The organism is Bacillus sp. FSL K6-4563 (assembly GCF_038630405.1).
GTDB lineage: Bacteria > Bacillota > Bacilli > Bacillales > Bacillaceae > Bacillus > Bacillus pumilus.
This window is the reverse complement of sequence record NZ_CP152030.1, coordinates 2,664,868-2,690,974: the sequence shown is the minus strand read 5'-3', so window position 1 is coordinate 2,690,974 and position 26,107 is coordinate 2,664,868. Positions and strand designations below refer to the sequence as shown.

General features: G+C 42.8%; 26 protein-coding genes and 1 other annotated feature. Of the genes, 20 read left to right on the top strand and 6 right to left on the bottom strand.

Annotated features, from left to right (window positions below):
- The first annotated feature begins 85 nt into the window (after positions 1-85).
- From thpR to MHH54_RS13570, 4 genes are all read left to right on the top strand, one after another.
- Positions 86-637 (top strand): RNA 2',3'-cyclic phosphodiesterase, encoded by a 552-nt coding sequence (gene thpR / locus MHH54_RS13585; protein WP_003217661.1) that lies wholly within the window; start codon positions 86-88, stop codon positions 635-637.
- Positions 638-662: 25 nt separating this feature from the next.
- Positions 663-1,598, top strand: coding sequence for a hypothetical protein (locus MHH54_RS13580; protein WP_106033037.1), 936 nt, complete (start codon positions 663-665; stop codon positions 1,596-1,598).
- 48 nt (positions 1,599-1,646) lie between these two features.
- The gene (locus tag MHH54_RS13575; RefSeq protein WP_003217628.1) at positions 1,647-2,576 is read left to right on the top strand and encodes a YegS/Rv2252/BmrU family lipid kinase; all 930 of its coding nucleotides are present in this window, start codon (positions 1,647-1,649) and stop codon (positions 2,574-2,576) included.
- A 285-nt stretch (positions 2,577-2,861) separates the two neighbouring features.
- The gene (locus MHH54_RS13570) at positions 2,862-3,662 is read left to right on the top strand and encodes a phosphotransferase family protein (protein ID WP_189286481.1); all 801 of its coding nucleotides are present in this window, start codon (positions 2,862-2,864) and stop codon (positions 3,660-3,662) included.
- Here the strand turns inward: MHH54_RS13570 and MHH54_RS13565 are convergent.
- On the bottom strand, positions 3,659-3,934 hold the full coding sequence (locus MHH54_RS13565) for a YtzH-like family protein (protein ID WP_003217549.1): 276 nt from the start codon (positions 3,932-3,934) through the stop codon (positions 3,659-3,661). The two genes, MHH54_RS13570 and MHH54_RS13565, sit on opposite strands and share 4 nt — an antisense overlap.
- Before the next feature lie 188 nt (positions 3,935-4,122).
- Here MHH54_RS13565 and trmB point away from each other — a divergent pair, with 188 nt between their 5' ends.
- The 3 genes from trmB to MHH54_RS13550 all read left to right on the top strand — a co-directional run bounded on the left by trmB (position 4,123) and on the right by MHH54_RS13550 (position 7,499).
- Positions 4,123-4,764, top strand: coding sequence for a tRNA (guanosine(46)-N7)-methyltransferase TrmB (gene trmB, locus MHH54_RS13560; RefSeq protein WP_034620874.1), 642 nt, complete (start codon positions 4,123-4,125; stop codon positions 4,762-4,764).
- A gap of 115 nt (positions 4,765-4,879) precedes the next feature.
- Positions 4,880-5,728, top strand: a complete 849-nt coding sequence (locus tag MHH54_RS13555) for an MBL fold metallo-hydrolase (protein ID WP_106033039.1) — start codon at positions 4,880-4,882, stop codon at positions 5,726-5,728.
- Between the two features lie 73 nt (positions 5,729-5,801).
- A complete protein-coding gene (locus MHH54_RS13550) occupies positions 5,802-7,499 on the top strand; it encodes an NAD-dependent malic enzyme (RefSeq protein ID WP_003217562.1) in 1,698 nt (565 codons plus the stop codon).
- A gap of 43 nt (positions 7,500-7,542) precedes the next feature.
- On the opposite strand, the gene MHH54_RS13545 is transcribed toward MHH54_RS13550, so the two are convergent.
- Positions 7,543-7,857: a PepSY domain-containing protein gene (locus MHH54_RS13545; protein WP_003217759.1), complete on the bottom strand. Its 315-nt coding sequence runs from the start codon at positions 7,855-7,857 to the stop codon at positions 7,543-7,545.
- Between the two features lie 199 nt (positions 7,858-8,056).
- On the opposite strand from MHH54_RS13545, the gene MHH54_RS13540 reads away from it, so the two are divergent.
- A complete protein-coding gene (locus tag MHH54_RS13540; protein WP_003217679.1) occupies positions 8,057-9,130 on the top strand; it encodes a M42 family metallopeptidase in 1,074 nt (357 codons plus the stop codon).
- Between the two features lie 42 nt (positions 9,131-9,172).
- Here the strand turns inward: MHH54_RS13540 and MHH54_RS13535 are convergent, their stop codons facing one another.
- Entirely contained in the window at positions 9,173-9,619 is a 447-nt protein-coding gene (locus tag MHH54_RS13535) for a YtoQ family protein (RefSeq protein WP_003217634.1), read from the bottom strand.
- 200 nt (positions 9,620-9,819) lie between these two features.
- On the opposite strand from MHH54_RS13535, the gene MHH54_RS13530 reads away from it, so the two are divergent.
- The 11 genes from MHH54_RS13530 to ccpA all read left to right on the top strand — a co-directional run bounded on the left by MHH54_RS13530 (position 9,820) and on the right by ccpA (position 21,406).
- Entirely contained in the window at positions 9,820-10,848 is a 1,029-nt protein-coding gene (locus MHH54_RS13530) for a PTS sugar transporter subunit IIC (RefSeq protein ID WP_342500337.1), read from the top strand.
- Positions 10,835-11,155: a thioredoxin family protein gene (locus MHH54_RS13525; protein ID WP_003217665.1), complete on the top strand. Its 321-nt coding sequence runs from the start codon at positions 10,835-10,837 to the stop codon at positions 11,153-11,155. Before MHH54_RS13530 ends, MHH54_RS13525 begins: the two co-directional genes overlap by 14 nt.
- A gap of 19 nt (positions 11,156-11,174) precedes the next feature.
- Positions 11,175-11,987, top strand: a complete 813-nt coding sequence (locus MHH54_RS13520; RefSeq protein ID WP_003217622.1) for a DUF1444 domain-containing protein — start codon at positions 11,175-11,177, stop codon at positions 11,985-11,987.
- A 16-nt stretch (positions 11,988-12,003) separates the two neighbouring features.
- Complete coding sequence (ytpR, locus tag MHH54_RS13515; RefSeq protein WP_044142204.1) at positions 12,004-12,609, top strand: YtpR family tRNA-binding protein; 606 nt, start codon at positions 12,004-12,006, stop codon at positions 12,607-12,609.
- A 196-nt stretch (positions 12,610-12,805) separates the two neighbouring features.
- Positions 12,806-15,559, top strand: a complete 2,754-nt coding sequence (locus MHH54_RS13510) for a DNA translocase FtsK (protein WP_342500336.1) — start codon at positions 12,806-12,808, stop codon at positions 15,557-15,559.
- Between the two features lie 303 nt (positions 15,560-15,862).
- On the top strand, positions 15,863-17,161 hold the full coding sequence (gene murC, locus MHH54_RS13505; RefSeq protein WP_003217748.1) for a UDP-N-acetylmuramate--L-alanine ligase: 1,299 nt from the start codon (positions 15,863-15,865) through the stop codon (positions 17,159-17,161).
- Between the two features lie 225 nt (positions 17,162-17,386).
- Positions 17,387-17,806, top strand: coding sequence for a DUF948 domain-containing protein (locus MHH54_RS13500; protein ID WP_003217556.1), 420 nt, complete (start codon positions 17,387-17,389; stop codon positions 17,804-17,806).
- Between the two features lie 26 nt (positions 17,807-17,832).
- Positions 17,833-18,303 (top strand): YtxH domain-containing protein, encoded by a 471-nt coding sequence (locus tag MHH54_RS13495; RefSeq protein WP_003217681.1) that lies wholly within the window; start codon positions 17,833-17,835, stop codon positions 18,301-18,303.
- Positions 18,304-18,336: 33 nt separating this feature from the next.
- Positions 18,337-18,660, top strand: a complete 324-nt coding sequence (ytxJ, locus tag MHH54_RS13490; RefSeq protein WP_003217729.1) for a bacillithiol system redox-active protein YtxJ — start codon at positions 18,337-18,339, stop codon at positions 18,658-18,660.
- A gap of 217 nt (positions 18,661-18,877) precedes the next feature.
- Positions 18,878-19,954: a bifunctional 3-deoxy-7-phosphoheptulonate synthase/chorismate mutase gene (locus MHH54_RS13485; protein ID WP_003217626.1), complete on the top strand. Its 1,077-nt coding sequence runs from the start codon at positions 18,878-18,880 to the stop codon at positions 19,952-19,954.
- A gap of 450 nt (positions 19,955-20,404) precedes the next feature.
- Entirely contained in the window at positions 20,405-21,406 is a 1,002-nt protein-coding gene (ccpA, locus tag MHH54_RS13480; RefSeq protein ID WP_003217727.1) for a catabolite control protein A, read from the top strand.
- A gap of 42 nt (positions 21,407-21,448) precedes the next feature.
- Here ccpA and MHH54_RS13475 read toward each other — a convergent pair whose 3' ends face one another.
- Genes MHH54_RS13475 through MHH54_RS13465 form a run of 3 tightly spaced genes read right to left on the bottom strand, consistent with a single transcriptional unit; the run spans position 21,449 to position 23,918 of the window.
- Complete coding sequence (locus MHH54_RS13475; protein WP_003217659.1) at positions 21,449-22,609, bottom strand: acetoin utilization protein AcuC; 1,161 nt, start codon at positions 22,607-22,609, stop codon at positions 21,449-21,451.
- Complete coding sequence (locus MHH54_RS13470) at positions 22,606-23,247, bottom strand: CBS and ACT domain-containing protein (protein ID WP_003217690.1); 642 nt, start codon at positions 23,245-23,247, stop codon at positions 22,606-22,608. Before MHH54_RS13470 ends, MHH54_RS13475 begins: the two co-directional genes overlap by 4 nt.
- A 38-nt stretch (positions 23,248-23,285) precedes the next feature.
- The gene (locus MHH54_RS13465) at positions 23,286-23,918 is read right to left on the bottom strand and encodes a GNAT family N-acetyltransferase (RefSeq protein ID WP_003217598.1); all 633 of its coding nucleotides are present in this window, start codon (positions 23,916-23,918) and stop codon (positions 23,286-23,288) included.
- A gap of 155 nt (positions 23,919-24,073) precedes the next feature.
- On the opposite strand from MHH54_RS13465, the gene acsA reads away from it, so the two are divergent.
- The gene (gene acsA, locus MHH54_RS13460; RefSeq protein ID WP_003217543.1) at positions 24,074-25,798 is read left to right on the top strand and encodes an acetate--CoA ligase; all 1,725 of its coding nucleotides are present in this window, start codon (positions 24,074-24,076) and stop codon (positions 25,796-25,798) included.
- A gap of 59 nt (positions 25,799-25,857) precedes the next feature.
- Positions 25,858-26,095 (top strand) — a binding site (T-box leader).
- Positions 26,096-26,107: the final 12 nt, after the last annotated feature.

The window sequence follows — 26,107 nt, the reverse complement described above, 5'->3', positions numbered from 1 at the left end:
CCCTTTCTTCTCATTCCGCATTTCTTTAGTTATACTATCATCAATGGGGATTCGTAAAGTTTGTTATAAAAGGACAGGTGATATTGTGTCAGAAAACCGTCATTATTTTATTGGGGTTCACATCCCTGAACAACTTGCGCATCAAATCAAAAAAGACATTGATCAAAGAAGCGGACTGTCTTTTCAAAAATGGACAGCACCACATGATTATCATGTGACCTTGATCTTTTTAGGTGCCATTCCTGATGAGCGCTTAAAGAAGATCATCGAGCTGCTTGAGATCCTCTCAAAGGAAGCCACTGCATTTTCACTAGAGCTGAATGAGGTCGGACAGTTTGGCACGAAGGAACGCCCGAGAGTCTTTTTTGCAAAACCTAATGAAAGTGAACCACTCATGCAATTAAGAGAAAAGGTGAGAGAAGCCGTATTGTCAGCAGGACATCCTGTTGAAAAGAGACCGTTTCATCCGCATATGACGATTGCGCGCAAATGGAACGCGGATCACTCTTTTGCAGAACAAGCGCCTTTACGCAAAGAGCCATACGTGATAGAGGTTTCTTGTATGACTCTATATGAAATACGCCCGAGAGAAACCCCGCGTTATCACGCAATCAAACAATTTGCACTACATAAATGATTCTAAAAGTTGGAGTGAGCAGCAGATGGCGCAAATTATCAAAATTCAAGATTATATATCACGATATGAACAAGACCCGCATCACTACATCAATCAATTCATTCGATTGAAAAAGCAAAGGTGGGACGAGTTAAAAAAAGCTTCAAAAGAGAAGACGCAGCATTCATTTGACCAAATCTCTGAACAAGCGCCTGAACAAGAGGAGGAAAAGAGAAAGAAATTCTCCTTAAAGAGAAAGCAAAAAGAAGCCGATATGAAGAAGGAACGGGACCTGAGTCTTTTTAACGAGCCGACAGATATAGAGCAAGGTGTCTTTACAAACGTTCCTACAGATGAAACGAAGCTCATTCATTTTTTTAAGGATCATCTATATGATGTTCAATTAAAATGGGCGAGCTCGACGATTTCCAACATTTCGACCGTTTCCCATCACATTCGGTATGACGAAAAGCTGCGCATGCTTGCTAGGCAGCTTCCGGATTCATATTTTGTGATGTACAAACCGGTGCTGCTCATTCAAAAAGCAGAGATGGAATTATGTCCAGTCCTCATTACGCCGCTGGAAGTGATTTGTTTATCCTTCTTAGAGGCAGAGCCTGACAGCGTATATATCGGAACGAAAGAACGTTTTTGGGAAAAGCGGGCGAATGGGAAAGCGGTTCAGTCCGTTTTGAATCCTTGCGCAAGCCTTCTACGCTCTGGCACCGTCGTGTCAAAGATCTTACAGCAAAGCGGTGTCCATCTTCCTGTGAAAAAAATCCTGATCAGCCGTACCTCGTATATTGACTTACCGGAAGTTCCATACGGGATGGAGGTTGTCGATAAGAAGAAGGCGGAAGATTGGTTTGAAAAGCAGCGGAAAAATACTGCGCCGACAAAGCATCAGCAATTTAAGGCGACAAAAGCATTGCTTGCTTATGGTGAATCAGACAGCAAAAGAAGGCAGGAATGGCTCGATTAAAGGCATAATGGAAGGTCACGAAAAAAGAGACCTGAGTGGAGCTAATATATGAATGAATGGTACTTTATCGTTAATCCAGCAGCAGGACATGGAAAAGGACTTCGTACATGGAGGAGCATAGAGAAAGAACTACAAAGGGTGGAGATCTCATATCGATCGTTTCTCACCCAGCATGAAGGTCATGCAGAAGTATTGGCAAGACAAATTAGCGCCATGCAAGATGACAGGCTAAAGCGCCTGATTGTCATTGGCGGTGACGGAACCATTCATGAAGTCCTAAATGGCTTAAAGGAAATGGATCATGTGCAGCTAAGCTTTGTCCCCGCCGGTCATTGGAATGATGCGGCGAAGGGCCTTGGCATCCATCGTCAAGATGTCCTAAAAGAAGTGAGGAAGCAAAAAAGAATGCTCACCAAAACATTTTCACTCGGCTCCTTTCAAGATCACGCAGAAAGCGCACAATCCGTTCTCTTTCTCAATCATATTGGTGCTGGGTTTGATGCGCATGTGCTAAGGAAAACAGTGCATTTCAGAGGAAAAAAGTGGCTGAAACGACTGGGGCTTGGGTTTATCATCTACCCGCTGTCATTTCTCCATTCTTTATGGTCCTTTAAGCCGTTCGACCTTGCACTGTTTATTGAAAACGAGAAGAAGGTCTTTCGCCAAGTGTGGTTTGTGATTGTTTGTAATCACCCCTATTACGGAGGCGGGCTGGAAGCAGCGCCAGAAGTAAGCGCAAGGCAGCCAGGCTTTCAAACACTCGTTGTCACAGATTTGAATCCATTTAAAGTGCTCTTGTTTCTAAGTGCGATGGTGTTTCGCAAGCACCTTGGAATGAAGGGCGTTACCCTGTTTCAGCACGAAGAAGCGTACTTGGAGGCAGATGGAAAAATCTTATTTCATGCAGATGGAGAAGTGATTGGCGCAACGCCTGTTTTTGTGAAGGCGAGTGAGTACTCCTTAAAATTACGTGCTTAAATCACTTATCGTGAATGTCTTAGTCAAAGAACCATGAAAAAAGCCTTTCTTTTCATAAGGTTCTTGTCCTGATTTTCTAGTTTTGCTTGACGAGTATAAGAAGGTAACGATAAAATCTATAGGACGGCTATTGTTTAGCATCTCATTCTCAATAGCTGTCCTTTTTGTTTTTATGATCATATAAATAAAAAAAGAAACAGCCTATTGACCTTCAATCGGCTGAATTTTGTCGACTAAAAAAGCACGATTTAAAATATTTTAAGAAATGATGGGTTGAAAATTGATATGAACTGGTTGGGACAAATATTAGGTAGCGAATGGCACATCTCTCCTGCTGGAGGCGCTACGGGAGATGCGTACTTCGCAACACACAATGACCAAAAGCTATTTTTAAAACGCAATACGTCACCGTTTCTTGCGGTTTTGTCAGCTGAAGGCATTGTGCCGAAGCTTGTCTGGACAAAACGTATGGAAAATGGGGATGTCATCACTGCGCAGCACTGGCTGAGCGGCAGAGAGCTGAAGCCAAAGGACATGAATGACCGTCCTGTCGCAGAGCAGCTAAGAAAAATTCATACATCGAAAGAATTGCTTGATATGCTGAAGCGATTAGAGAAGCACTCTCTAGACCCAGCATCCATTCTGAAGCATTTAAAACAGTCCATATTTAAAGAGCAAATTGATTCGCGCGACGTCACACGTGCTATCCAGTACTTAGAGAAGCATGTGGAGGCAGTTCAATTTGAAGACAAGGTCGTGTGTCATTGTGACCTGAATCATAATAATTGGCTGCTGACAGATGAAAACCAGCTTTACTTGATCGATTGGGATGGGGCGATGATTGCTGACCCAGCCATTGATCTTGGACCACTTTTATACCATTATGTTGAAGAAGAGAACTGGGAAAGCTGGCTCTCAATGTACGGTGCCCCGCTGACAGACAATTTGCGAAAACGCATGGCTTGGTACGTCCTCGCTGAAACCGTATCGTTTGTCGTGTGGCATAAAAGAAAAGGGAATGAAAAAGCGCAGCAAGAAGTGCAAGCGGAGCTGAGCGCACTCTTACAGCGGTTAAACATTCATTAAGACAGAGGAATATTCTCGATCCACTCTGACAAATGCGATTGATGCGCCTCAATATGTGCATCGATTGAACTGACAGAAGTACCCTTTTGGCTGTAATCATGAATATCTGTTAATAATTGACGAATGTCGGCATCAAGGTCTTCTTTTGCCAGCATGAATTGAATCACGCGTCCCACCTGTTCATATTCTGCAACAGTCCCGCAGCAATCCAACTGGTGATCGGTTAAAATATCTTTGATTAATTGAAGCTGATGTTGACGGTTTAATCCCATACGTATGCTCCTTTTCTGCGTGTCATTTATGTGGTTAAACTGTGCATTCAGCGCCCAATTTATACATGCGGCAGACCAGCTCAAGCGAAGGGCTGGTCTTTTTCATATGCGCATAAAGATGCTGTCTTGCGGGTCTTTATGTTTCATGGTATCTTGATAAAATGTAAAGAAAATAGAGGTGTATCAAATTGAGAATGCGACATAAACCATGGGCTGATGATTACTTAGCTGAAAATGCTCATATTGCCTTAGCAAGCCCCGAGCAATATAAAGGGAAATGGCATGAGCTGTTTGGAAATGATCATCCAATCCATATTGAAGTTGGCACAGGAAAAGGGAGCTTTATCGCTGGAATGGGCAAGCTTCATCCTGATACCAACTATATTGGCATTGAATTATTTAAAAGTGTCATTGTGACAGCAGTAGATAAAATCAAAGAGACAGATGTTGAAAATGTAAAGCTCTTGAACATTAATGCGGAAACGCTGACAGATGTGTTTGCGGAAAATGAGATTGACCGAGTGTATTTGAATTTCTCTGATCCGTGGCCAAAAGCAAGACATGAAAAGCGCAGATTGACGTTTAAGGCCTTTTTAGAGCGATATGAACATATTCTCCGTCCAGGCGGTGAATTGCATTTCAAAACAGATAACCGCGGGTTATTTGAATATTCCTTAAAGAGCTTTTCTGCATATGGCCTTCTTTTAACGTATGTAAGCTTAGATTTACATAAGGACGGACTAGAAGGAAATGTGATGACGGAATACGAAGAGAAATTCTCGTCTATGGGACAACCTATCTATCGATCAGAAGTGAAATTTTCAGAATAACAAGTGACATCAAGCTGGCTGCAAAAAGAATTGCAGTCAGCTTTTTTCATGAAAAGATTGATGCATGCGATTTTCAGCTGTATTTGCTACGATAGAAAAAGGAGGGATGACAGCAATGGAGACAATGAACATAGGTGACATGGAACTGTTCTGGTTAAACGGGGGAGATACACACATGGACGGAGGTGCGATGTTTGGTGTGGTGCCAAAGCCGTTATGGTCAAAAAAATACCCGGTGAACGATCGCAATCAAATTGAACTGCGGTGTGACCCAATCCTCATACGGTGGAATGGTCTCCATTTTTTAGTGGATTCTGGCATCGGATCAGGGAAGCTGACGGATAAACAAAAACGCAATTACGGCGTAACAGAAGAGACAAAATTGGAAAAGTCACTCGCGGCACTCGGCCTGCAAACAGCAGATATTGATTACGTCTTAATGACACATCTTCACTTTGATCATGCAAGCGGATTAACAAAACTCGAAGGAGAAAAGCTCGTGTCTGTTTTTCCGCAAGCAAAAATCATCACATCCAAAATCGAATGGGATGAAATGAGGGCGCCTAACATCCGCTCAAGAAATACATATTGGAAAGAAAACTGGGAGCCTATAGCAGATCAAGTGGTGCCATTTGAAGAAAGCATCGAAGTAATAGAAGGCATTGAGCTGCATCATACAGGCGGTCATAGCAATGGCCATAGCATCTTAACGCTCACAAGTCAGGGTGAAACAGCGATTCATTTAGCTGACATTATGCCAACGCACGCTCATAAAAATCCATTATGGGTCTTGGCATATGATGATTACCCAATGACCTCAATTCCAGCTAAGCAAAAATGGCAGGCATTTGCAGAAGAAAAAAATGCGTGGTACTTGTTTTATCATGATGCGATTTACCGCGCTGTTAAGTGGGATGAAGATGGGCAAATCACACATGAAGTCAAAAGAGAAACAGGAAAATAAAAGATCATCTGCATGTTTTTTCGCCTTTCACACAAAATAACGACAAAATGAACTTGTGAAAGGAAGAGTGCAGGTGAACCAATTTTATCGTGTACATGGTGATGTCATTGAAACACCATTAAGAGGGATGGAAGTCATGTCCGTCCCTTATTTAAACAAAGGGGTTGCATTTACGAAGGAAGAGCGGGAAGAGCTTGGTTTAAAGGGCTTTCTACCACCTAAAGTTTTAACATTAGAGGATCAGGCAAAGCGTGCATATGAGCAGTTCAAGGCACAGCCAGATGAACTGGGGAAAAATGTGTATTTAACATCACTTCATGACAGAAACGAAGTGCTTTTTTACAAATTACTAAATGAGCACTTGGCAGAGATGCTGCCGATTGTCTATACACCGACAGTTGGAACAGCCATTCAGCGTTATAGCCACGAGTATCGAAAGCCAAGGGGGCTTTATTTATCAATTGATGACTTGGAAGGCATGGAAGAGATCTTTGCCTCTTACGGTGTGGATGAATCCATTGACTTAATCGTTGCGACAGATGCAGAAGGCATTTTAGGTATTGGAGACTGGGGTGTTGGCGGTATTGCCATTTCAGTCGGGAAACTTGCTGTTTATACAGCTGCAGCAGGCATTGATCCTAGCCGCGTGCTGGCCGTAGTGCTTGATGCGGGGACGAACCAAGAAAGTCTCTTGAATGATCCGCTTTATGTTGGAAATCAGCATTCTCGCGTTCGAGGCGAGCGTTATGATCAGTTTATCGATCAATATGTAGAGCTTGCCCGCGCAACCTTTCCAAATGCCCTCCTTCACTGGGAAGACTTTGGGACAAAAAATGCACGAGCCATATTGGAAAAATATAAGGAACGGATTTGTACATTTAATGATGACATTCAAGGGACTGGAGCTGTTTCACTTGCTGCGGTTATGGCATGTGCAAAAGCTTCGAAGGTTCCGCTGAAAGATCACCGAATCGTCATTTTCGGAGCGGGTACGGCAGGGATTGGTATAGCGGAGCAGATCCGTGATGCGATTGTCAGAGACGGAGTCAAAGAAGAGGAATCATATGATCATTTCTGGTGTATTGATAAAACAGGTTTACTTACAGATGATTCGCCTGACATTCAGCCATTTCAAAAGCCATATGCAAGACGTTCTGACGAAGTAAAGGATTATGCCCGTAACGGTCCTAAGCATTCCATTGATTTATTAGAGGTCGTCAAACAGGCAAAACCAACCATCTTAATTGGCACCTCGACAGTAGGAGGAGCATTTACAGAGGAAATTGTGAAAGAAATGGCGTCACACGTAGAGCGCCCAGCGATTTTACCGATGTCGAACCCGACACCTCTTTCAGAAGCAAAGCCTGAAGATCTCATTGAGTGGACAGAAGGACGCGCCCTCGTGACAACAGGAAGCCCATTTGATCCTGTCGAATATGGCGGCGTCACATATGAAATTGGGCAAGCAAATAATGCTCTTGTGTTCCCAGGGCTTGGCCTTGGAACGATTGTGTCTAAAGCACGCCTCATGACAGACAGCATGTTTGTTGCGAGTGCTGAAGCGATTGCCAGCATGGTCAATGTCGGAAAGCCGGGTGCAGCGATGCTGCCAAGTGTCGATCAGCTTCGAACCGTTTCAGCGACAGTAGCTGTTCGTGTGGCGCAAGCAGCGATCGATGAAGGAATTGCAGAGGAAACGCCTGATGACCTTATTCAGGCTGTACAGGACGCTATGTGGCATCCTGTGTACAAAAAAATCAAAGCCATATAAAAAAGAAGCTTCGCAAGGACACAACTTTGCGAAGCTTTCTTTATCAAGCCACAGAATCAATGACATCCACAATCATGCCTGTTTTGGCATCAATCATGACTTCGTACTGTTCAAGCTCGCCAAAGGCTGAGCGAGTAATGCCAGATTTGTACACATCAATCGTTTCACCATTTACGGTATATGGTTCTGGTACAGTATAAATCCAAGAGCCATCAATCGGGCCGCGCTGTTTAAAAGCGGATTTCACAATTTTTAATGCTTTTTCAGACGAGATATACGTAGGGAAAAATACTTTCTTTGCAACAATTGCAGCGGCTACGCCAATACTCGCACCAATCAGAACATGTTTTAACTTCAACGTGCTGCACCTCCGTATTGCTGTTTTTTCCATTATACAAAACTTGTCCATTGATGTTAAGGAATCCGAATACTTGAAAGCATATTCAAAATTTCTGGAGAGATACTTGGAAAACCGAAAGAATTCTTATAGTATAAAGTGAGTGTTATTTTTATAGGAATATATATGGTCATTACATAGAAACGAGGTAAATCGTAGAATGAATGAAGAAACATTGTCGCTTTTCCGAAATTTAACAGAATTACAAGGTACCCCAGGTAATGAGCACCATGTGCGTGCTTTTATGAAAAAGGAACTTGAGAAATATTCTGACGAACTCATTCAGGATCGTCTTGGCGGTGTGTTTGGGGTACGCAAGGGGCCAGAGAACGCACCTAAAATCATGGTGGCTGGTCATATGGATGAAGTGGGATTCATGGTTTCATCCATTACGAAAAACGGGATGATCCGCTTCCAAACACTCGGCGGCTGGTGGAGTCAAGTCATGCTGGCGCAGCGTGTCGATGTTCATACCGATCACGGGCCAATTCCTGGTGTCGTCTCTAGTACACCACCTCATCTTCTAACACCAGAACAAAAAAGCAAACCTGTGAAACCATCAGACATGCTCATTGATATTGGGGCAGACAGTGAAGAAGAGGCAAAAGAGCTTGGCATTCGTCCAGGACAGCAAATCGTGCCTGCAACAGTCTTTACCCCAATGGCGAATCCTAAAAAGATTTTAGCGAAGGCTTGGGATAACCGCTATGGCTGCGGACTTGCGATTGAATTATTAAAAGAAATAAAAGACGAACCACTTTCATGTCATCTGTATTCTGGTGCAACGGTTCAGGAAGAAGTAGGTCTTAGAGGGGCAGAAGTAGCTGCGAATATGATTCAGCCAGATCTGTTCTTTGCTTTAGATGCAAGCCCTGCAAACGATGTGACAGGTGACAAAACCCAATTCGGCCAGCTTGGAAAAGGTGCACTTCTGCGTATTTTTGATCGAACCATGATTACGCACCGCGGCATGAGAGATTTTGTGCTCGATACGGCTGAGTCAAACAGTATTCCATACCAATACTTCGTATCACCAGGTGGTACAGACGCTGGACGTGTGCATATTTCAAACCAAGGCGTGCCTTCTGCTGTCATTGGGGTATGTGCCCGCTACATTCACACAAGTCATTCAGTATTGCATGTGGATGATTATGCAGCGGCAAAAGAATTAATTGTCCGTCTTGTGAAAAACTGTGATCAAAGTACAGTGGATTCTATTTATCAACAGGTGTAAATGTAATCAAAAGGCTGCCTCTTTCAAGAGAGCAGCCTTTTTTTATTGCTGTTCAAACACGTAAGATAACGCTTTGATCGCTTGGTTCACGGTTTCCACAGTGATATTCGCTTTGTTTGATAGCTCCTTTAACGGATGGTGCAGTTCTTTTGGGCGGATCAAAATGAGAGGTTTCCCTTTAGCGATGGCAGCAGATGCATCCATCGCCGTGTTCCACTGTTTATATTTCTCACCAAAGCGGGCAATGACGACGTCTGCCTTGTTTAATAGGATCTCAGTACGAAAATTGTTCAAATCAGAAGCGGCATCATCTTTGAATATGGCATTCGGCTGCTCACCTAAAATGTCCTCACCAATGTGATCGGAGCGGTCATGATTCTCCATTGGACCAACAAATGTCACTGGCAGTTTCAACGATTGGCTTTTCTCCTTGATTTCATCGCGCCACTGGCTATGAATTTCTCCTGCTAAATAGACGGTTAATTGCATAACGATCTCCTCCTTTTGTACAAACTTAGTAAAGGTTTGCCCTGTTTCTTTTCATGTTACACAAGAAGTGCTTGATAAAGCAAAAAAAATATGATTATGATATTCATGGTAGAAACTATTTTTCATCGTAAGAATACTACATATAATGGGAAGGACAGGCCTCTTCGTCTTCCCTATGAGAAAGCAGGAAGACGACGTTGATGACTTATTTGAAAAGAAAGGGGATCTCCCTTTCGCCAAAAGTGTATTTCATTGAAGCACTCTCTTTTATGGCTTTAGGTCTATTTGCTACATTAGTAGTAGGTCTGATTTTAAAAACAGCAGGCGGTCTGTTATCACTTCCGCTCATCATCAAAATGGGAACACTCGCAATGGGGCTCATGGGACCAGCGATTGGCGTAGCCGTTGCATACCGGTTACAGGCATCTCCATTGATCATTTTTGCAAGTGTTGTCTCAGGCGTTGCAGGAGCAGAGCTTGGTGGACCTGCTGGAAGCTTTGTCGCAGCATTAATTGGTGTAGAACTCGGCAAACTGGTCAGTGGTGAGACAAAAATTGATATCATTTTGACACCGCTTGTCACCATCATCACTGGTTTTTCCACCGCCACTTTGATCGGTCCAGGGATTGAAGCCATGATGACAGGGCTTGGCAGGCTCATTATGTGGGGGACTGACCAAAGTCCGCTCATCATGGGCATGCTAGTAGCAACCATTGTTGGACTTGCCCTCAGCTCACCGATTTCAAGCGCTGCGCTTGCGCTCATGCTTGACTTAAGCGGAACAGCTGCTGGTGCTGCAACGATTGGCTGCTGCGCTCAAATGGTCGGTTTTGCCGCTGCAGGCTTTAGAGAAAATCGTTTTGGCGGTCTTGCAGCTGTCGGTATTGGCACGTCAAAATTGCAGCTGCCGAACATTGTGAAAAATCCCCTTATCCTTATTCCACCGACGATAGCGGGCCTCATTCTCGCGCCAATTGGTATTATTGGCTTTGGGATGGTCAATAATGCGGCAGGGGCAGGAATGGGAACGAGTGGCCTTGTTGGACAGCTCATGACACTGACCGTTATGGGATTTCATCCATCCGTTTTTCTAGCAATCGCTCTTTTGCATATCGTTGGCCCGGCAGTGATTAGTTTGGTAGTATCAGAATGGATGCGAAAGAAAGGCTATATACAATTCGGAGATTTAACCATACAAACTGGAGGAATGAAACATGAAAAAAATTGAATCTAACGAAGAATTACAAAAAGTAATTCAAGAAGACTTAACAGTATTGCTATTTTCAGCGGACTGGTGCCCGGACTGCACCTTTATCGAACCATTCTTACCAGAGCTTGAAGCAAACTACCCAGAATTTGAGTACTTCTATGTGGATAGAGATCAATTTATTGACACTTGCGCAGAGTGGGAAATTTACGGCATTCCAAGCTTTTTAGTTTTTAAAAATGGGCAAGAGATTAACCGCTTTGTCAGCAAGGATCGTAAAACGAAGGAAGAGATTGAAGCATTTTTAACAGATTCTCTTTCTAAATAATGAAAGGAGAGTCTAAATCATGGCAAAAATGACATCAAGACAGCTTGCGAACGAACTCAAAAGCCGTCTGACAAATGACAGCTGGTCACACCAGTTTGACCGAGAAAAAGATACGCTTCGTATTGAAGATAAACAAACAGGCAAAGGGATCACACTAGAGCTCCCGCCAATCATTGCAAAGTGGGAAGTAAAGCCTGATGAAACATTGGATGAGATCGTCTATTATGTGAAAGAGGCGCTAAGTGCCATGAAAGGCGAAGCGCAGCACATCTCAGGAAAAGAAAAGCAAATTTATCCCGTCATTCGATCCACTTCCTTTCCTGAGGCATCAAGTGACGAGATTCCGCTCGTGTTTGATGAGCATACAGCTGAAACGAGAATCTACTATGCACTTGACCTTGGAAGCACCTATAGATTAATTGATGAAAAGATGCTTCAAAAGGAAAACTGGACAAAAGAACGAATCAGGGAAACTGCAAGCTTCAATGTCCGCTCACTTGAAACTGTGGTGAAAATGGATGAAGTGGCAGGCAACCGGTTTTATTTCTTCCGTGCAAATGACGGATATGATGCCAGCAGACTTTTAAATGAATCGATTTTACAAGAATACGCGCAAAAAATAGAAGGACAGATGGCCATCTCTGTCCCCCATCAAGATGTATTCATCATTGCAGATATTCGCAATGAATCAGGCTATGATATTTTAGGACAGATGTCGATGAGCTTCTTCGCCAGCGGCACGGTTCCGATTACCGCATTGTCATTTTTATATGATGAGGGCAAGCTTGAACCGATCTTTATTCTTGCTAAAAGCAGACCAAAACAGCAGTAGAAGGGAATTTTGAAGAATGAACGTTTTTTATAATGCAGAAGGTGTAGGCGACACACTTCTTATTTCATTGAAAGATGTGACGAGAGAAGAAGTAGGTCATGAGACGTTTGGAGATGTCGTAAGAATCTTCAATCAAGAAACAAAAGAAACAACAGGCTTTAATATCTTCAATGCATCCACTTACATGAAAATTGAAGAAAACGGATCTGTACCGCTTTCTGAAACACTTGTTCAAGATATCAACGAAATTTTAAACCGCAACGGTGTCAGTGAAACGTTGACTGTGGATCTATCACCAAAATTTGTTGTCGGTTATGTAAAGGAAAAAGAAAAGCATCCGAATGCAGATAAATTAAACATTTGCCAAGTGGATGTTGGCGATGAAACATTACAAATCGTGTGCGGTGCCCCAAACGTTGATCAAGGGCAATATGTCGTGGTTGCGAAGGTTGGGGCGGTGATGCCAAGCGGTTTAATCATCAAAGATGCTGAGCTAAGAGGTGTTCCATCAAGCGGAATGATTTGTTCAGCAAAAGAACTAGATCTTCCAGACGCGCCTGCTGAAAAAGGGATTCTTGTTCTAGAAGGAAGCCATCAAGCTGGCGAACCCTTTCAAGCATAACCTCCCATAAACGGGCACATCAGAGCGAAGAATGTGTTATACCAAAAGTCACTAAGTACGTACTTAGTGACTTTTTTTCATCTACAGACAGCACAAATAGCAAAGACCGGCACTTTTCTCGCTTTTCTGCATGAAAAAGCAATGGTATACTAAAAATCGCCCAAGAAAACGTAAGGGGAGTTAAAGTGAGTGATAAATGATGAGTTGGTTAGATAAATTTTTTAGTGTATTTTTAGGAGAAGAAAAGAAAGAAGAAAAAGCTGTGAGACCTGAGGAAGGTCCAGTTGCACCAAAGCAGCCAGTTTTTGAACAGCATAAAGAATATAAAAAAATTGAAGATACAAAAGTCTATTATGAATATCCGACAGGCAACTTCCGCTTTCCGCTCGTTCCAGATGAACCTCAGCGTGACGGAGTAAAGCAGGAAAGAAGACGCCCAAAGCAAGGCCAGCCAAAGGCTAAGCAGAAGACCTATGAGTCAAAACAAACGGTTCAGCCTGACATTCATAAAAAGCCATTCAAACCAGAGCAAATTCCATCACCGATCTATGGCTATCATCAGGATATGCGTCCGAAACGAACAGAGTCGAAAGAAGAATCATCTTCTGTTCAAATGAAAGCAGCAGAAACAGCGCAGCGCGTCACCCTGTTATCAGAAGAGGCAGAGCGTGAACGAAATGTCAGACAGCAAATGAACATTCCATCAATACGGAAAGAAAATCGTATGGAAGAAACAGTTTCAGCGCCAGCAGAAGAAAGAGTGGACATGCAAACAGACGTGACCCCGCTTACTTTGCAAGAGGAGCTCGCTTATCACGATCACGTCCAATCGACGATGGAGCGTTTAAATGACGAGCCTTTCATTCAAACAGAGGAAAAAGAGCCAGCCTTTTCTGAGCCTCAAGACCATATTGAAGCTGACTTACATCATCAGCAAGCCGAAGTATATCACAAGCCGCCGGTAGAGTCTGAGCCTGTACCTGTACAGGATGTTTCCAGTGGAAACGAAGAAATACAGGACGAGCCGGTAGAACAGTTTGTAGATCATACGAAGGAAATAGAACCGTTGACATTCGAAACAGCGGAAGACACGCATTCCGCAATTGAAATGGAAGTAGACATGCCGGCAGAAGAAGTAGAGGTACTAGACGTCATCTCAGCAGAACCAGTCGAGGAAATAGCAGCTGATTCCTTAGAAGACCATCAAGAAGAAGTGCCAGCGGCAGCATTGGAAGAAACAGAGCCAGTTGCCGAGCATGATCTGCAAGAAGAGCAATTGATAGAAGAAGCGGAAATAGTAGAAGATCAAGTGATGCCAATAGAACAAGTAGCAGACGAACAGACCGCTACTGAACGAGTAGAATCTGTCATAGAGCAGCAAGAAAAGCAAGAACAAGTGCATGAAGTGATCGAAGAAAAATCGAAACAGGCATCTCCTCAGCCACAACGTACAAATGGACAAACCTCAACGGTTCCTTTTAACGTCATGATGTTAAAAAGTGATCAGCGCGTGCAAGGACAAAAGAAAGCAGCAGATGGCCAAGGATATGTGTTTCCAAGCCTCGCCCTTTTAGATGTACCTCCGGCTCAAAAAGGAGAGGACGGGACATGGGTGAAAGAGCGGGCAGAGCTGCTCAATGCCACGCTGAAAAATTTCAATGTCAGAGCAAGTGTGGTTCATGTCACGCAAGGCCCATCTGTGACAAGGTTTGAAGTACATCCAGAACCAGGGGTCAAAGTGAACAAAATCACGAACCTGTCAGATGATATTAAACTCAGTTTGTCCGCAAAGGATATTCGAATTGAAGCACCGATACCAGGAAAGAACACGATCGGGATCGAAGTGCCGAACCTTCACAGTAAAATGGTTTTCTTACGAGAGATGATCAGAAGCAGTGCATTTAGAGATAATCCATCTCCTTTAACAGCAGCACTCGGATTAGATATCTCAGGACAACCTGTTGTCGTTGATTTGCAAAAAATGCCGCATGGCTTAATTGCTGGAGCAACCGGTTCAGGAAAAAGTGTCTGCATCAATACCATTTTAGTGAGCTTAATGTTTAAAGCATCACCAGATGAAGTGAAAATGCTTTTAATCGACCCTAAAATGGTCGAATTAGCGCCGTATAATCATATTCCGCATCTCGTGAGTCCTGTTATTACCGATGCGAAGACAGCGACAGCTGCTCTGAAATGGGTAGTGGATGAAATGGAAAGACGCTACGAGCTGTTTGCGCACTCTGGTGTGAGAGAAATCAAACGATTCAATGAGCTTGTCAAAGAAAAACAAATGGGTGAAAAACTACCTTATCTTGTTGTAGTGATCGATGAGCTCGCTGATTTAATGATGGTCGCACCAAATGAAGTCGAAGAAAGTATTTGCCGAATCGCGCAGAAAGCAAGGGCATGCGGCATTCACTTATTGATTGCGACACAAAGACCTTCTGTTGATGTCATCACAGGTCTGATTAAAGCCAATATTCCAACAAGAATTGCATTCTCTGTCTCAAGTCAGGTAGATTCTAGAACGATCATCGACATGGCAGGTGCAGAAAAGCTTCTCGGAAAAGGAGACATGCTTTTCTTAGAAAATGGCTCCGGCAAGCCGACGAGGCTGCAAGGGAACTTTGTATCAGACCGCGAGATCGATCAAGTGGTGGCACATGTTAGAAAACAGCGTAAGCCGGTGTTCCTTTTCGAACAGGAGGAATTAATGCTCCAAGGCTCTGCGATTACAGATGAAGACGAATTGTTTATGGATGCCTGCCGTTTTGCCATTGAGCAGAATAGCGCTAGTACATCGAGTTTGCAGAGAAGATTTAGAATTGGCTACAATCGTGCAGCCAGATTGATCGACATGATGGAACGCGAGGGCATGATCTCTGGTGCAAAAGGCAGTAAGCCAAGGGAAGTCCTCATGACACTGAGTGACTTAGAACAGCTGATCTAAACAAACCACTTCATTTTTTTCATAAACATGGTATGATAGCACATAAGTGCAATTTTGGAATTGGACGCTTTTCGCATGCCTGTCAGAACGCTTTTTTATGTAAAATGAGCGAAAGCAGGTGTTAGAAATAGGAAAGTTGTCGGATACTAATCATAGTTAATATTGATTAGAATAGGAAGATCGGAAAAAAATCTTTATTTGGAGCTGCGATCTGTGAGCCGCTAGAGGCGAAAATCACAAGTTGCAAATTGAAATGAGCGTCATATACTGTAAGTCAGATAGACGTTTGTTGGAGGTACAATTATGACTGTTTATCATTTTGTTGGAATAAAAGGGACAGGTATGAGTCCACTGGCCCAAATTCTTCATGATACTGGGTATACTGTCCAAGGATCGGATATCGAAAAACATATCTTTACACAAAAAGCATTAGAAGAACGAAATATTAAAATTCTTCCATTTGACCCAGATAATATTCAGCCAGGGATGACCGTCATTGCAGGTAATGCATTTCCTGATACACACCCTGAGATTGAACGCGCCCTTTCTGAAGGGATTCCTGTCATTCGTTACCATAAATTCCTTGGAGAATACATGGATACATTCACAAACGTTGCGATTACTGGTGCTCATGGTAAAACGTCAACAACAGGACTGCTTGCCCATGTGATGCAATCAGCGAAACCAACTTCATACTTAATCGGCGATGGATCTGGTATGGGGAAAGAAAACAGCGAGTATTTTGTATTTGAAGCATGCGAATACCGCAGACACTTCCTCAGCTATCATCCAGACTATGCGATCATGACCAATATTGATTTTGATCATCCTGATTATTTCTCGGACATTGACGACGTGTTTGATGCGTTTCAAAACATGGCGCTTCAAGTGAAAAAAGCCATTATCGCTTGCGGTGATGACGAGCATCTGCCTAAGATTCAAGCGAAGGTACCTGTTGTATACTACGGTTTCAATGAAGAAAATGATTTCCAAGCACGCAATGTTGTGAAGAACACGGAAGGCACTACATTTGATGTATTTGTACGAAATACGTTTTATGATACCTTCTACATTCCTGCCTACGGAAATCATAATGTCCTTAATTCATTAGCTGTCATTGCATTATGTCACTATGAAGCCATTGATGTAGAGCTCATCAAAGGGGCACTAACGACATTTGGTGGTGTGAAACGCCGCTTCAATGAAAAAGTAGTCGGTGAGCAGGTTTTAATTGACGACTATGCCCATCACCCAACGGAGATTGAAGTCACCATTGAAGCAGCACGCCAAAAGTATCCAGACCGTGAGATTGTCGCTGTCTTCCAGCCGCATACCTTCACACGTACACAGCAATTCTTAAGTGAATTTGCTGACAGTTTGAAAAAAGCGGACTATGTATACCTATGTGATATTTTCGGTTCAGCCCGTGAAAACATCGGGAAGCTGAGTATCGAAGACTTACGAGAAAAAATCCCGCAGGCCCAATTGATTGCAGAAGAAGATACATCTGTGCTGAAAGCGCACAAAGATGGGATTCTGGTCTTTATGGGAGCAGGAGACATTCAAAAATATTTGCGTGCTTATGAAAAAGTCGCTGTATAAATACTTAAACGAAAAGTGCCGTTTTGATCGGCACTTTTTTTATTTTGAATAAAATGTGACAAAGCGACTAATTGTGTCAACATCTTCCGCTTTTTTTCGTTCGCTGTGGACAGGAATCAGCGAATAAGTGTAGAATTATTATTCAATCGGTCATTCTATGCGATGTTTGAATGATACAACGAGAGGGTAATGAATTGAATATGCCCGCAGCAAAGGAGGTATCAGATGATTATTATTCTATATCTAAGCGTTGCACTGATCGCAATTGCTTTCCTCATTCTTGTCATCTACTTGTCCAAAACATTAAAATCCTTACAGCTGACATTAAAGAATGTCGCATCAACTTTAGAAGGTCTTGAAGGTCAGATGCAAGGGATCACCACAGAGACAACACAGTTGCTACATAAGACGAATCAGCTTGCTGAAGATATTCAAGACAAATCGGCAAAACTCAACACAGTTGTGGATGCGGTGCAGGGAATTGGCGGCTCGATCAACCAATTTAATACAAGCATAAAGCAGGCAGCTGGTGCGGTTTCTTCATCCGTTGAACGAAATCAAGAAAAAGTCACGGATGTGGTAAGCTGGAGTAACGCAGCACTTGAAATTTATAAAAAATGGAAACAACGAAAACACCAAAAATAAACCATTTTCGCATAGGAGGAATAATCATGAGCAAAGACGGAATCAATAGCAAAGACTTTTTGATCGGAACACTTATTGGTGGAATTGTGGGTGCAACAACAGCTTTATTTTTAGCACCGAAGTCAGGGAAAGAGCTTCGCGATGATTTGAACACCCAAGCGAATGTTTTAAAAGAAAAAACAGATCGACTCACAACAGATGCAAAAGAAAGAGGCACTGAATATGTGACGATTGCGAAAGATAAAACGTCTGAATTGTCTCAAATGGTGGCAGAACAGTCAAACCAAATTTTAGACAAAGTGAAAGACATAAAAGAACGTGCAGCTGGAAAAGCTAATCATGTGAAAAGTGAAGCAGAAGATGCGGCAGCTGACATAGCAAGTGAAGCATCAGATGTAGCGGATGAAGCCAAAGTACGAGCACAAGAAGCGAAATCAGAAATTGAAGATGGCATTAAAGATGTCAAAGAAAAAGTAGAACAATCGACTAAAGGCTAACTCTTACTGCACAGAGTGAAGAAGGAGAACATCATGTCAAAACAACTCATTGAAACAGAAGAACAGTTTGATCAACTAACGAATCAAGATGGGACCTTTGTCTTTTTTAAGCACAGTTTGACATGTCCGATCAGTCAAGCGGCTTTTCAAGAGTTTGAAGCATTTGCGTCTGCACATGAAGACGTGCCAACTTATTTCTTGCAAATTCAAAACACAAGAGAGCTTTCATCCTATGTGACAGAAAAGTCAGGGGTAAAGCACGAAAGTCCCCAGGCACTCGTCTTTAGCGGTGGAAAAGTAAAATGGCATGCATCCCACTCAAGCATTACAAAAGAAGCGCTTGAACATAATGTGTAAAAGAAACGTCAGCAACTGCTGACGTTTCTTTTATAAAAAAGGTTTACTTCAATCAAAACTATGCTATAATCTTACACATAATACTTTATCGCTTAAAAGCGTTTGGGTAATAAAGAAAATTTTCGTGACAATTCCGAAATCTTTGTTTATAATAAACCCTATCATGAGAGAATGAAAAAAAAAAAAGCGAGAACAGGCAGAGGAAAGGATGACAAAAATGAGCAACAATGAACTAGAACAATTGAGACAGCAGGCAGATGAACTAAATCTTCAAATCTTAAAACTGATCAATGAAAGAGGAAGCATTGTAAAAGAAATTGGAAAGGCGAAAGAAGCGCAAGGTGTCAACCGTTATGATCCTGTCAGAGAGCGCACAATGCTGAACCAAATTCTTGAAGCAAATGATGGACCATTCGAAAACTCAACAATTCAGCATATTTTCAAAGAGATTTTCAAAGCAGGCCTAGAGCTTCAAGAAGATGACCACAGCAAAGCACTTCTTGTTTCTCGTAAGAAAAAATCGGAAAATACAATCGTGAACATCAATGGAGAAGCGATCGGTGATGGGAAACAGCGCTTCATCGTTGGACCATGTGCTGTTGAAAGCTACGAGCAAGTCGCAGAAGTGGCGGCAGCAGCGAAACAGCAAGGACTAAAACTACTTCGCGGAGGTGCATTTAAACCTCGCACAAGTCCATACGATTTCCAAGGACTCGGTGTAGACGGTCTTAAAATTCTAAAGCGTGTAGCGGATGAATACGGTCTTGCTGTCATTAGTGAAATCGTCAATCCTGCTCATATTGAAGAAGCGATTGAGCATATCGATGTCATCCAAATTGGTGCACGAAACATGCAAAACTTCGAGCTATTAAAAGCAGCAGGATCTGTGAAGAAACCAGTTCTTTTAAAACGTGGTCTTGCAGCGACTATTTCAGAATTCATCAATGCAGCTGAATACATCATCGCCCAAGGAAATGACCAAATCATCCTTTGCGAGCGCGGTATCCGCACATATGAAACAGCGACAAGAAATACACTAGATATTTCTGCTGTGCCAATTTTGAAACAAGAAACACATTTACCAGTCTTTGTTGATGTGACGCACTCAACTGGACGTAGAGATCTTCTCCTTCCAACAGCGAAAGCAGCTCTTGCGATTGGAGCAGACGGTGTCATGGCAGAAGTGCATCCAGATCCATCTGTTGCTCTATCTGACTCAGCGCAGCAAATGGACATTCCTCAATTCGAAAAATGGTTAGATGCGTTAAGACCACTTGTTAACATTCACGCGTAATCATAGATAGAAAGCCGCCGGATGACTGCCCGGCGGTTTTTCTATGGATAAAACATGATGGATATTGGGAATGAAAGGAAAAGAACACATTGCAAGCTTTAAAAGTGCTTGTTCACAATGTTTTCATTTTTAAAATTCAATAGAATCTGCTAAGATCATTGTCATAGCTGACGTTCTCGACGATTTTTCATGAAATATGATTCAATTTACAGGTAACAAGCTCATTAAAGTTTGTTTAATTTAGTTATAAAAAGAAAGGGAACGTTTTCATATGGTGAAAAAACGTGTATAATTTCATAAAAGAATGTCATTTTGATGTAGATTGAAAAATTATGTGTCTCTTTTCATCGTTTTAATGACAAATAGGATATTATTTTCCTCGTATCTGACATGTCTCTATCCAATTGGTGAATGCTATAGATATGAAGTGTATTTGAAGGAGTGATTTATGTGAATAATGTTACAATATATGATGTAGCAAGAGAAGCAAATGTAAGTATGGCAACGGTATCACGCGTAGTGAATGGGAATCCGAATGTAAAACCAACAACAAGAAAAAAGGTACTTGAAGCGATTGATCGCCTTGGCTATCGCCCGAATGCGGTGGCACGAGGCCTTGCAAGTAAAAAAACAACAACGGTGGGAGTCATCATCCCTGATATTTCGAGTATCTTCTATTCAGAGCTTGCTCGCGGAATTGAAGATATCGCCACGATGTATAAGTACAACATCATTTTGAGCAACTCAGATCAAAATACCGATAAAGAGCTTCATCTATTAAATACAATGCTAGGTAAACAAGTAGATGGGATTGTCTTTATGGGTGGAAATATCACAGATGTGCTTGTTGAAGAATTTAAGCGCTCTCCTGTGCCAATTGTTCTTGCTGCATCTGTTGAAGAGCAAGCTCAAACACCATCTGTCAACATCAACTACGAGCAAGCGATTTATGATTCAGTTCAGCTTTTAGTTGAAAAAGGACATAAGCGAATTGCCTTCGTATCTGGCCCAATGTCAGAACCGATTAACTCTATGAGAAAGCTTGCAGGCTATAAGCGTGCGCTCGAAGAAGCGGGCATCGCATTTGACGATGCGCTCGTCGCTGAAGGCGATTATTCGTATGATTCTGGAATTGAATCACTTGCTCACTTGCTTGAGCAGTCTGACAAGCCGACAGCTGTTATTGCGGCTACGGATGAAATGGCGCTAGGTGTCATTCATGGAGCACAAGATAGAGGCGTATCCATTCCTGACGATTTAGAAGTGATTGGCTTTGATAACACGAGACTTTCTCTCATGGTGCGTCCTCAGCTGACAACTGTTGTTCAGCCGACGTATGATATTGGTGCTGTCGCAATGAGACTGCTGACAAAGCTGATGAACAAAGAGCAAGTAGATGACCAAATTGTGGAACTTCCACACAGAATTGAAGAAAGACAATCAACAAAATAAAACGAAAAAGCAGGCTTACACATCAGTGAATGCCTGCTTTTCTTATGCATTTTTCTTTTCTCTTCTAACGGGCATCAGTGCTTTTTCTACAGTTTGAGCATTTTTTTCTGTGATTTCTGCTTTTCTTGGGATCGGTGGATATAAATCGTCAGGGTCTCTCCATGTGGATGGCAGGGTGACAGGAGATTGTTTATGCCAAGCCTGAACCCAGTCCTGAGGCAGTTCATTAGGCGGTGTAATACCTTTCATTTCAAGCCAAATTCGGCTCCACGCCCTTGGCACGACACGCCAAATATCATATCCTCCTCCGCCGACAGCGATCCATTTGCCATCACAATATTGATGCGCTAATTCATGGGCAAGTCTAGGAATTTCCTCATATATTTTCATGGTGGCAGATAAATGGGTTAACGGATCATAGTAGTGTGCGTCTGCGCCGTTTTGCGTCAAAATCACATCTGGTTTAAAAAAAGCAGCAATTTCCGTCACTGCTGTTCGGTATGCTTCAAGGAACGATTCGTCTTCTGTAAATGCATCAAGCGGAATATTGTAGGCGTAGCCATAGCCTTTATCATGACCTCTTTCCTGTACTTGTCCAGTTCCAGGGAACAAATAGCGTCCCGTTTCATGAATCGAGACCGTACATACCTCAGGGTCGTCATAGAAGCTGAATTGTACACCATCTCCATGATGGGCATCCGTATCAATATATAAAATTCTTGCACCATATGTCTTTTGAATATATTGAATCGCCACTGAGCTGTCATTATAAATACAGAAGCCAGATGCACGCCCTTTAAACCCGTGATGAAGTCCACCGCCAAGATTCAGTGCATGCTGCGAGTGTCCCATCATTACTTGGTCAACGGCTGTGAGTGTCCCGCCAACAAGGAGAGAAGCTGCCTCATGCATACCTGCAAACATCGGTGTATCCTCCGTGCCAAGACCGTAGCGCTCCCCCTCTGCTGTAGAGAGCTTTCCTTGACTAGCCCGCTGCACAGCTTGAATATAATCGGCTGTATGGACGAGCTTTAATTCCTCGAGGGTCGCCATACGCGGTGCGACGATCTCATCATCTGTTAACGCCTTCATTTTTTGAAGCAGGTCATATGTTAAGTAGACACGAAGCTGATTGAAGGGATGGTCTTGGTGAAACTGGTACGTTTGAAAAGAGGGTGAAAAAACAAAGGTCGCTTCCTTCATTTGATCGTCTGCTCCATAGGCCACAGCACCTTATAGCCTTTTGCACGAATCAGCTTCGTCACATGATCTGCATGCATGGTTTGAAGGCGGAAGACGAGCACTTTAGACGATTCATTTGCATGCGGATACACAAGCACACTCAGCATTTGAATATGCTGCTCTTTTAAAATGGTCGTAATGTCTGCAAGACCTTCTGTCATTTGGTCCACTTCAACCTCTAAGTGTGACCCAGGCTGATCTGCACCTGTCAGTCTGACAAACGTACGAAGCAAATCAGTCTTTGTGATAATGCCTACAAGCTTGCCGCGTCTCACTACTGGAAGGCAGCCAATTCCGTGTTCAAAAAAGACACTAGAAATCTCTTCAACGAAATCAAGCGGATGAGCAGTAATGGTCTCTAATACCATGATCTCTTCAACAGGCCGCTGAATAAAGAGCTTCCTTTTTTCTGTTTCAAATATACTTGGACTGGCATTTTTAATATCTCGATCTGTCACCATCCCAATGACAGAATCTTGATCAGATACGATCGGAATATGCCGAATGTGATGTGCACTCATTTTTTTTATGGCTTCTTCAATCGTATCGGTTTTTCGCAGCGTGATCACATCACGCTCCATAATTTGTTCAATCATCATTGTTTACCAATCCCCTTTGCCAAAAAAAGAATTGAACGTTAATACATAAAGCGTTGATGGAAGCGAAGACGATCGAAACGCTCAATCGAATCAGGACTCACGTTTTTCCCGATTCTGGCCATTAAACAATTGGCTGGATGTGAGCTGATCTCTGGCTCGTCTGTTGCAAACCAAACAAGACCGCCTGCGTTCATCATTTTCTCCATCATCTTGCGGTACTCCCACACGTTTTTCTTTGTCCCCTTTAAATCCCAATGCCAGTAATATTCAGTTGTAATGACGATATAATTCTCCATTTGCTCATCCATCATGCTCACATCAAGTAAATGCTTACCAAGTGAGCAGCCTCTAAATGGAGGAGCGACCTCAATCGCGCCAAGCTCGATTAAATTGTCCATGTTGCCCTCTGACCAGCGCTCAAGCGGATCAGGATACAAATACGTGACATAGCCGACAACAAGCTCATCCACTCTTGCAATGATAATACGTCCTTCTGGAAGGTCTGCTATTTCAACAAGTGCTTGTTTCTGTTCCTCTGGCGTGCGAAATGCCGTTAGGCCTTCATGAAACGTATAGTTCGCAAGCTCTGATGCAGGTACCGGACCTTCAATCAGGATGGTGCCTGTTTCTCGCTTAATGGTTTTTGAATAATAAGTTTTAGGATGCTCCACGTATCCACCGCCTCAAATTCTAGTGAGTCGTCTCTATTTTATCTTAAAACTTGCAAGAATTAAAACGGTTTCACTATAAGTTTTTTAAAAATTGAGAAAAAAAGTCATCTATACTATAATGGTCATTGTAAACGTATGCAAAGGGGGACTGTTTGATGAAAGTGGAAACGCTACCATCAGTAAAAGGGGACTATCATTTAAATGATTATGAGCAGGCATACAAAGAATTTTCATGGGAAGAAGCAAGAAAAAACTTCTCATGGTATGAAACAGGAAACATAAATGCAGCCTATGAAGCGATTGACAGACATGCGGACTCGTTTCGTAAGAACAAGGTCGCGCTTCACTACAAAGATTCACAGCGGGATGAAAAATATACGTTCAGAGATATGAAAATCAACACAAATAAAGCGGGAAATCTATTCAGAGAAAATGCGAATGTGCAAAAAGGGGATCGCGTATTTATCTTTATGCCAAGATCACCTGAGCTCTATTTTCTTCTGCTTGGCGCAGTCAAAATTGGTGCGATCGTTGGCCCGTTATTTGAGGCATTTATGGAAGGTGCGGTCAAAGACCGTTTAGAAAATAGTGAGGCGAAGGTCATTGTGACAACGCCGGATCTGCTTGAACGAATTCCATTTGCAGAGCTTCCGAAACTTGAATCTGTCATCATTGTCGGCGGTGAAAAGGAAGACGTCGATGGCGTTCGGACAATCCATTATGAAGAGGCTTTTGCGCAGGCGGCGAAGGACCTTGAAATCGAATGGATGGATGAAAAAGACGGCTTTCTGCTTCATTACACGTCAGGGTCGACAGGTACGCCAAAAGGTGTGCTGCATGTCCATGGCGCAATGGTACAGCAAGACCAGACTGGTAAATGGGTGCTTGATCTGAAAGAAGACGATGTCTACTGGTGTACAGCTGACCCAGGCTGGGTAACAGGCACAGTGTACGGCATTTTTTCACCGTGGTTAAATGGGGCGACGAATGTCATTTTAGGCGGCAGATTTAGCCCTGATACGTGGTATGAAACGATTGAATCACTAGGTGTGACCGTTTGGTACAGTGCACCGACCGCCTTTAGAATGCTAATGGGGGCAGGAGATGACCTCATTCAAAAATATGATCTCAGCTCGCTCCGTCATGTGTTAAGTGTAGGTGAGCCTCTTAATCCAGAAGTCATCCGCTGGGGAGACGCTGTATTTGGCAAACGAATTCATGATACTTGGTGGATGACGGAAACCGGTGCACAGCTGATTTGTAATTATCCATGCATGGACATTAAACCAGGTTCAATGGGGAAACCGATTCCAGGCGTAGAAGCTGCGATTGTGGATAATGCCGGAAATGAACTTCCGCCATATCGGATGGGCAACCTCGCCATCAAAAAAGGCTGGCCGTCTATGATGCATACGATCTGGAACAATCCTGAAAAATATGAATCTTACTTTATGCCGGGAGATTGGTATGTTTCAGGAGATTCAGCTTATATGGACGAAGACGGATACTTTTGGTTCCAGGGACGTGTCGATGATGTGATCATGACATCAGGAGAGCGGGTTGGTCCTTTTGAGGTGGAAAGCAAACTGGTCGAACATCCGGCCATTGCAGAGGCTGGTGTCATTGGAAAACCAGATCCGGTCCGCGGCGAAATTATTAAAGCATTCATTGCGCTTAGAAGCGGATATGAGCCGACAGATGAGCTGAAAGAAGAGATCCGTACGTTTGTGAAAAAAGGACTCGCTGCACATGCAGCACCGAGAGAAATCGAGTTTAAGGACAAACTGCCTAAGACGCGAAGCGGAAAAATTATGAGACGTGTGCTAAAGGCGTGGGAGCTGAATTTACCGGCTGGCGACCTATCGACAATGGAAGATTAATTTTTTTCATCAGTTGACTTGATATCAAAAGTATGTTTAAAATGACATTAGTTGAATATGTAAAGGTTTTGACTGAGATTCAGTAGAATCATCTTTCCCTGTCCAAGAGAGCTGACGGCTGGTGCGAGTCAGTACAAAGAGATATTCGAATTACCCTCACGAACCGCTTTTACGAAAAGGAGCATGTATGCTGTCCTGATTAGTGAAAGAACGGATCTATCCGTTATCAGTGTAAGTGAAAAGGCGTGATTTATGTCTTTTAAGCAGGGTGGTACCGCGATATATATCGTCCCTTCGTTCATTCGAAGG

Coding starts and splice junctions, on each gene's coding strand:
- MHH54_RS13580 (WP_106033037.1), top strand. CDS start 663: ATGGCGCAAATTATCAAAATTCAAGATTATATATCACGATATGAACAA.
- MHH54_RS13575 (WP_003217628.1), top strand. CDS start 1,647: ATGAATGAATGGTACTTTATCGTTAATCCAGCAGCAGGACATGGAAAA.
- MHH54_RS13570 (WP_189286481.1), top strand. CDS start 2,862: ATGAACTGGTTGGGACAAATATTAGGTAGCGAATGGCACATCTCTCCT.
- MHH54_RS13565 (WP_003217549.1), bottom strand. CDS start 3,934: ATGGGATTAAACCGTCAACATCAGCTTCAATTAATCAAAGATATTTTA.
- MHH54_RS13555 (WP_106033039.1), top strand. CDS start 4,880: ATGGAGACAATGAACATAGGTGACATGGAACTGTTCTGGTTAAACGGG.
- MHH54_RS13540 (WP_003217679.1), top strand. CDS start 8,057: ATGAATGAAGAAACATTGTCGCTTTTCCGAAATTTAACAGAATTACAA.
- MHH54_RS13535 (WP_003217634.1), bottom strand. CDS start 9,619: ATGCAATTAACCGTCTATTTAGCAGGAGAAATTCATAGCCAGTGGCGC.
- MHH54_RS13530 (WP_342500337.1), top strand. CDS start 9,820: ATGACTTATTTGAAAAGAAAGGGGATCTCCCTTTCGCCAAAAGTGTAT.
- MHH54_RS13525 (WP_003217665.1), top strand. CDS start 10,835: ATGAAAAAAATTGAATCTAACGAAGAATTACAAAAAGTAATTCAAGAA.
- MHH54_RS13520 (WP_003217622.1), top strand. CDS start 11,175: ATGGCAAAAATGACATCAAGACAGCTTGCGAACGAACTCAAAAGCCGT.
- ytpR (WP_044142204.1), top strand. CDS start 12,004: ATGAACGTTTTTTATAATGCAGAAGGTGTAGGCGACACACTTCTTATT.
- MHH54_RS13510 (WP_342500336.1), top strand. CDS start 12,806: ATGATGAGTTGGTTAGATAAATTTTTTAGTGTATTTTTAGGAGAAGAA.
- murC (WP_003217748.1), top strand. CDS start 15,863: ATGACTGTTTATCATTTTGTTGGAATAAAAGGGACAGGTATGAGTCCA.
- MHH54_RS13500 (WP_003217556.1), top strand. CDS start 17,387: ATGATTATTATTCTATATCTAAGCGTTGCACTGATCGCAATTGCTTTC.
- MHH54_RS13495 (WP_003217681.1), top strand. CDS start 17,833: ATGAGCAAAGACGGAATCAATAGCAAAGACTTTTTGATCGGAACACTT.
- ytxJ (WP_003217729.1), top strand. CDS start 18,337: ATGTCAAAACAACTCATTGAAACAGAAGAACAGTTTGATCAACTAACG.
- MHH54_RS13485 (WP_003217626.1), top strand. CDS start 18,878: ATGAGCAACAATGAACTAGAACAATTGAGACAGCAGGCAGATGAACTA.
- MHH54_RS13475 (WP_003217659.1), bottom strand. CDS start 22,609: ATGAAGGAAGCGACCTTTGTTTTTTCACCCTCTTTTCAAACGTACCAG.
- MHH54_RS13470 (WP_003217690.1), bottom strand. CDS start 23,247: ATGATGATTGAACAAATTATGGAGCGTGATGTGATCACGCTGCGAAAA.
- acsA (WP_003217543.1), top strand. CDS start 24,074: ATGAAAGTGGAAACGCTACCATCAGTAAAAGGGGACTATCATTTAAAT.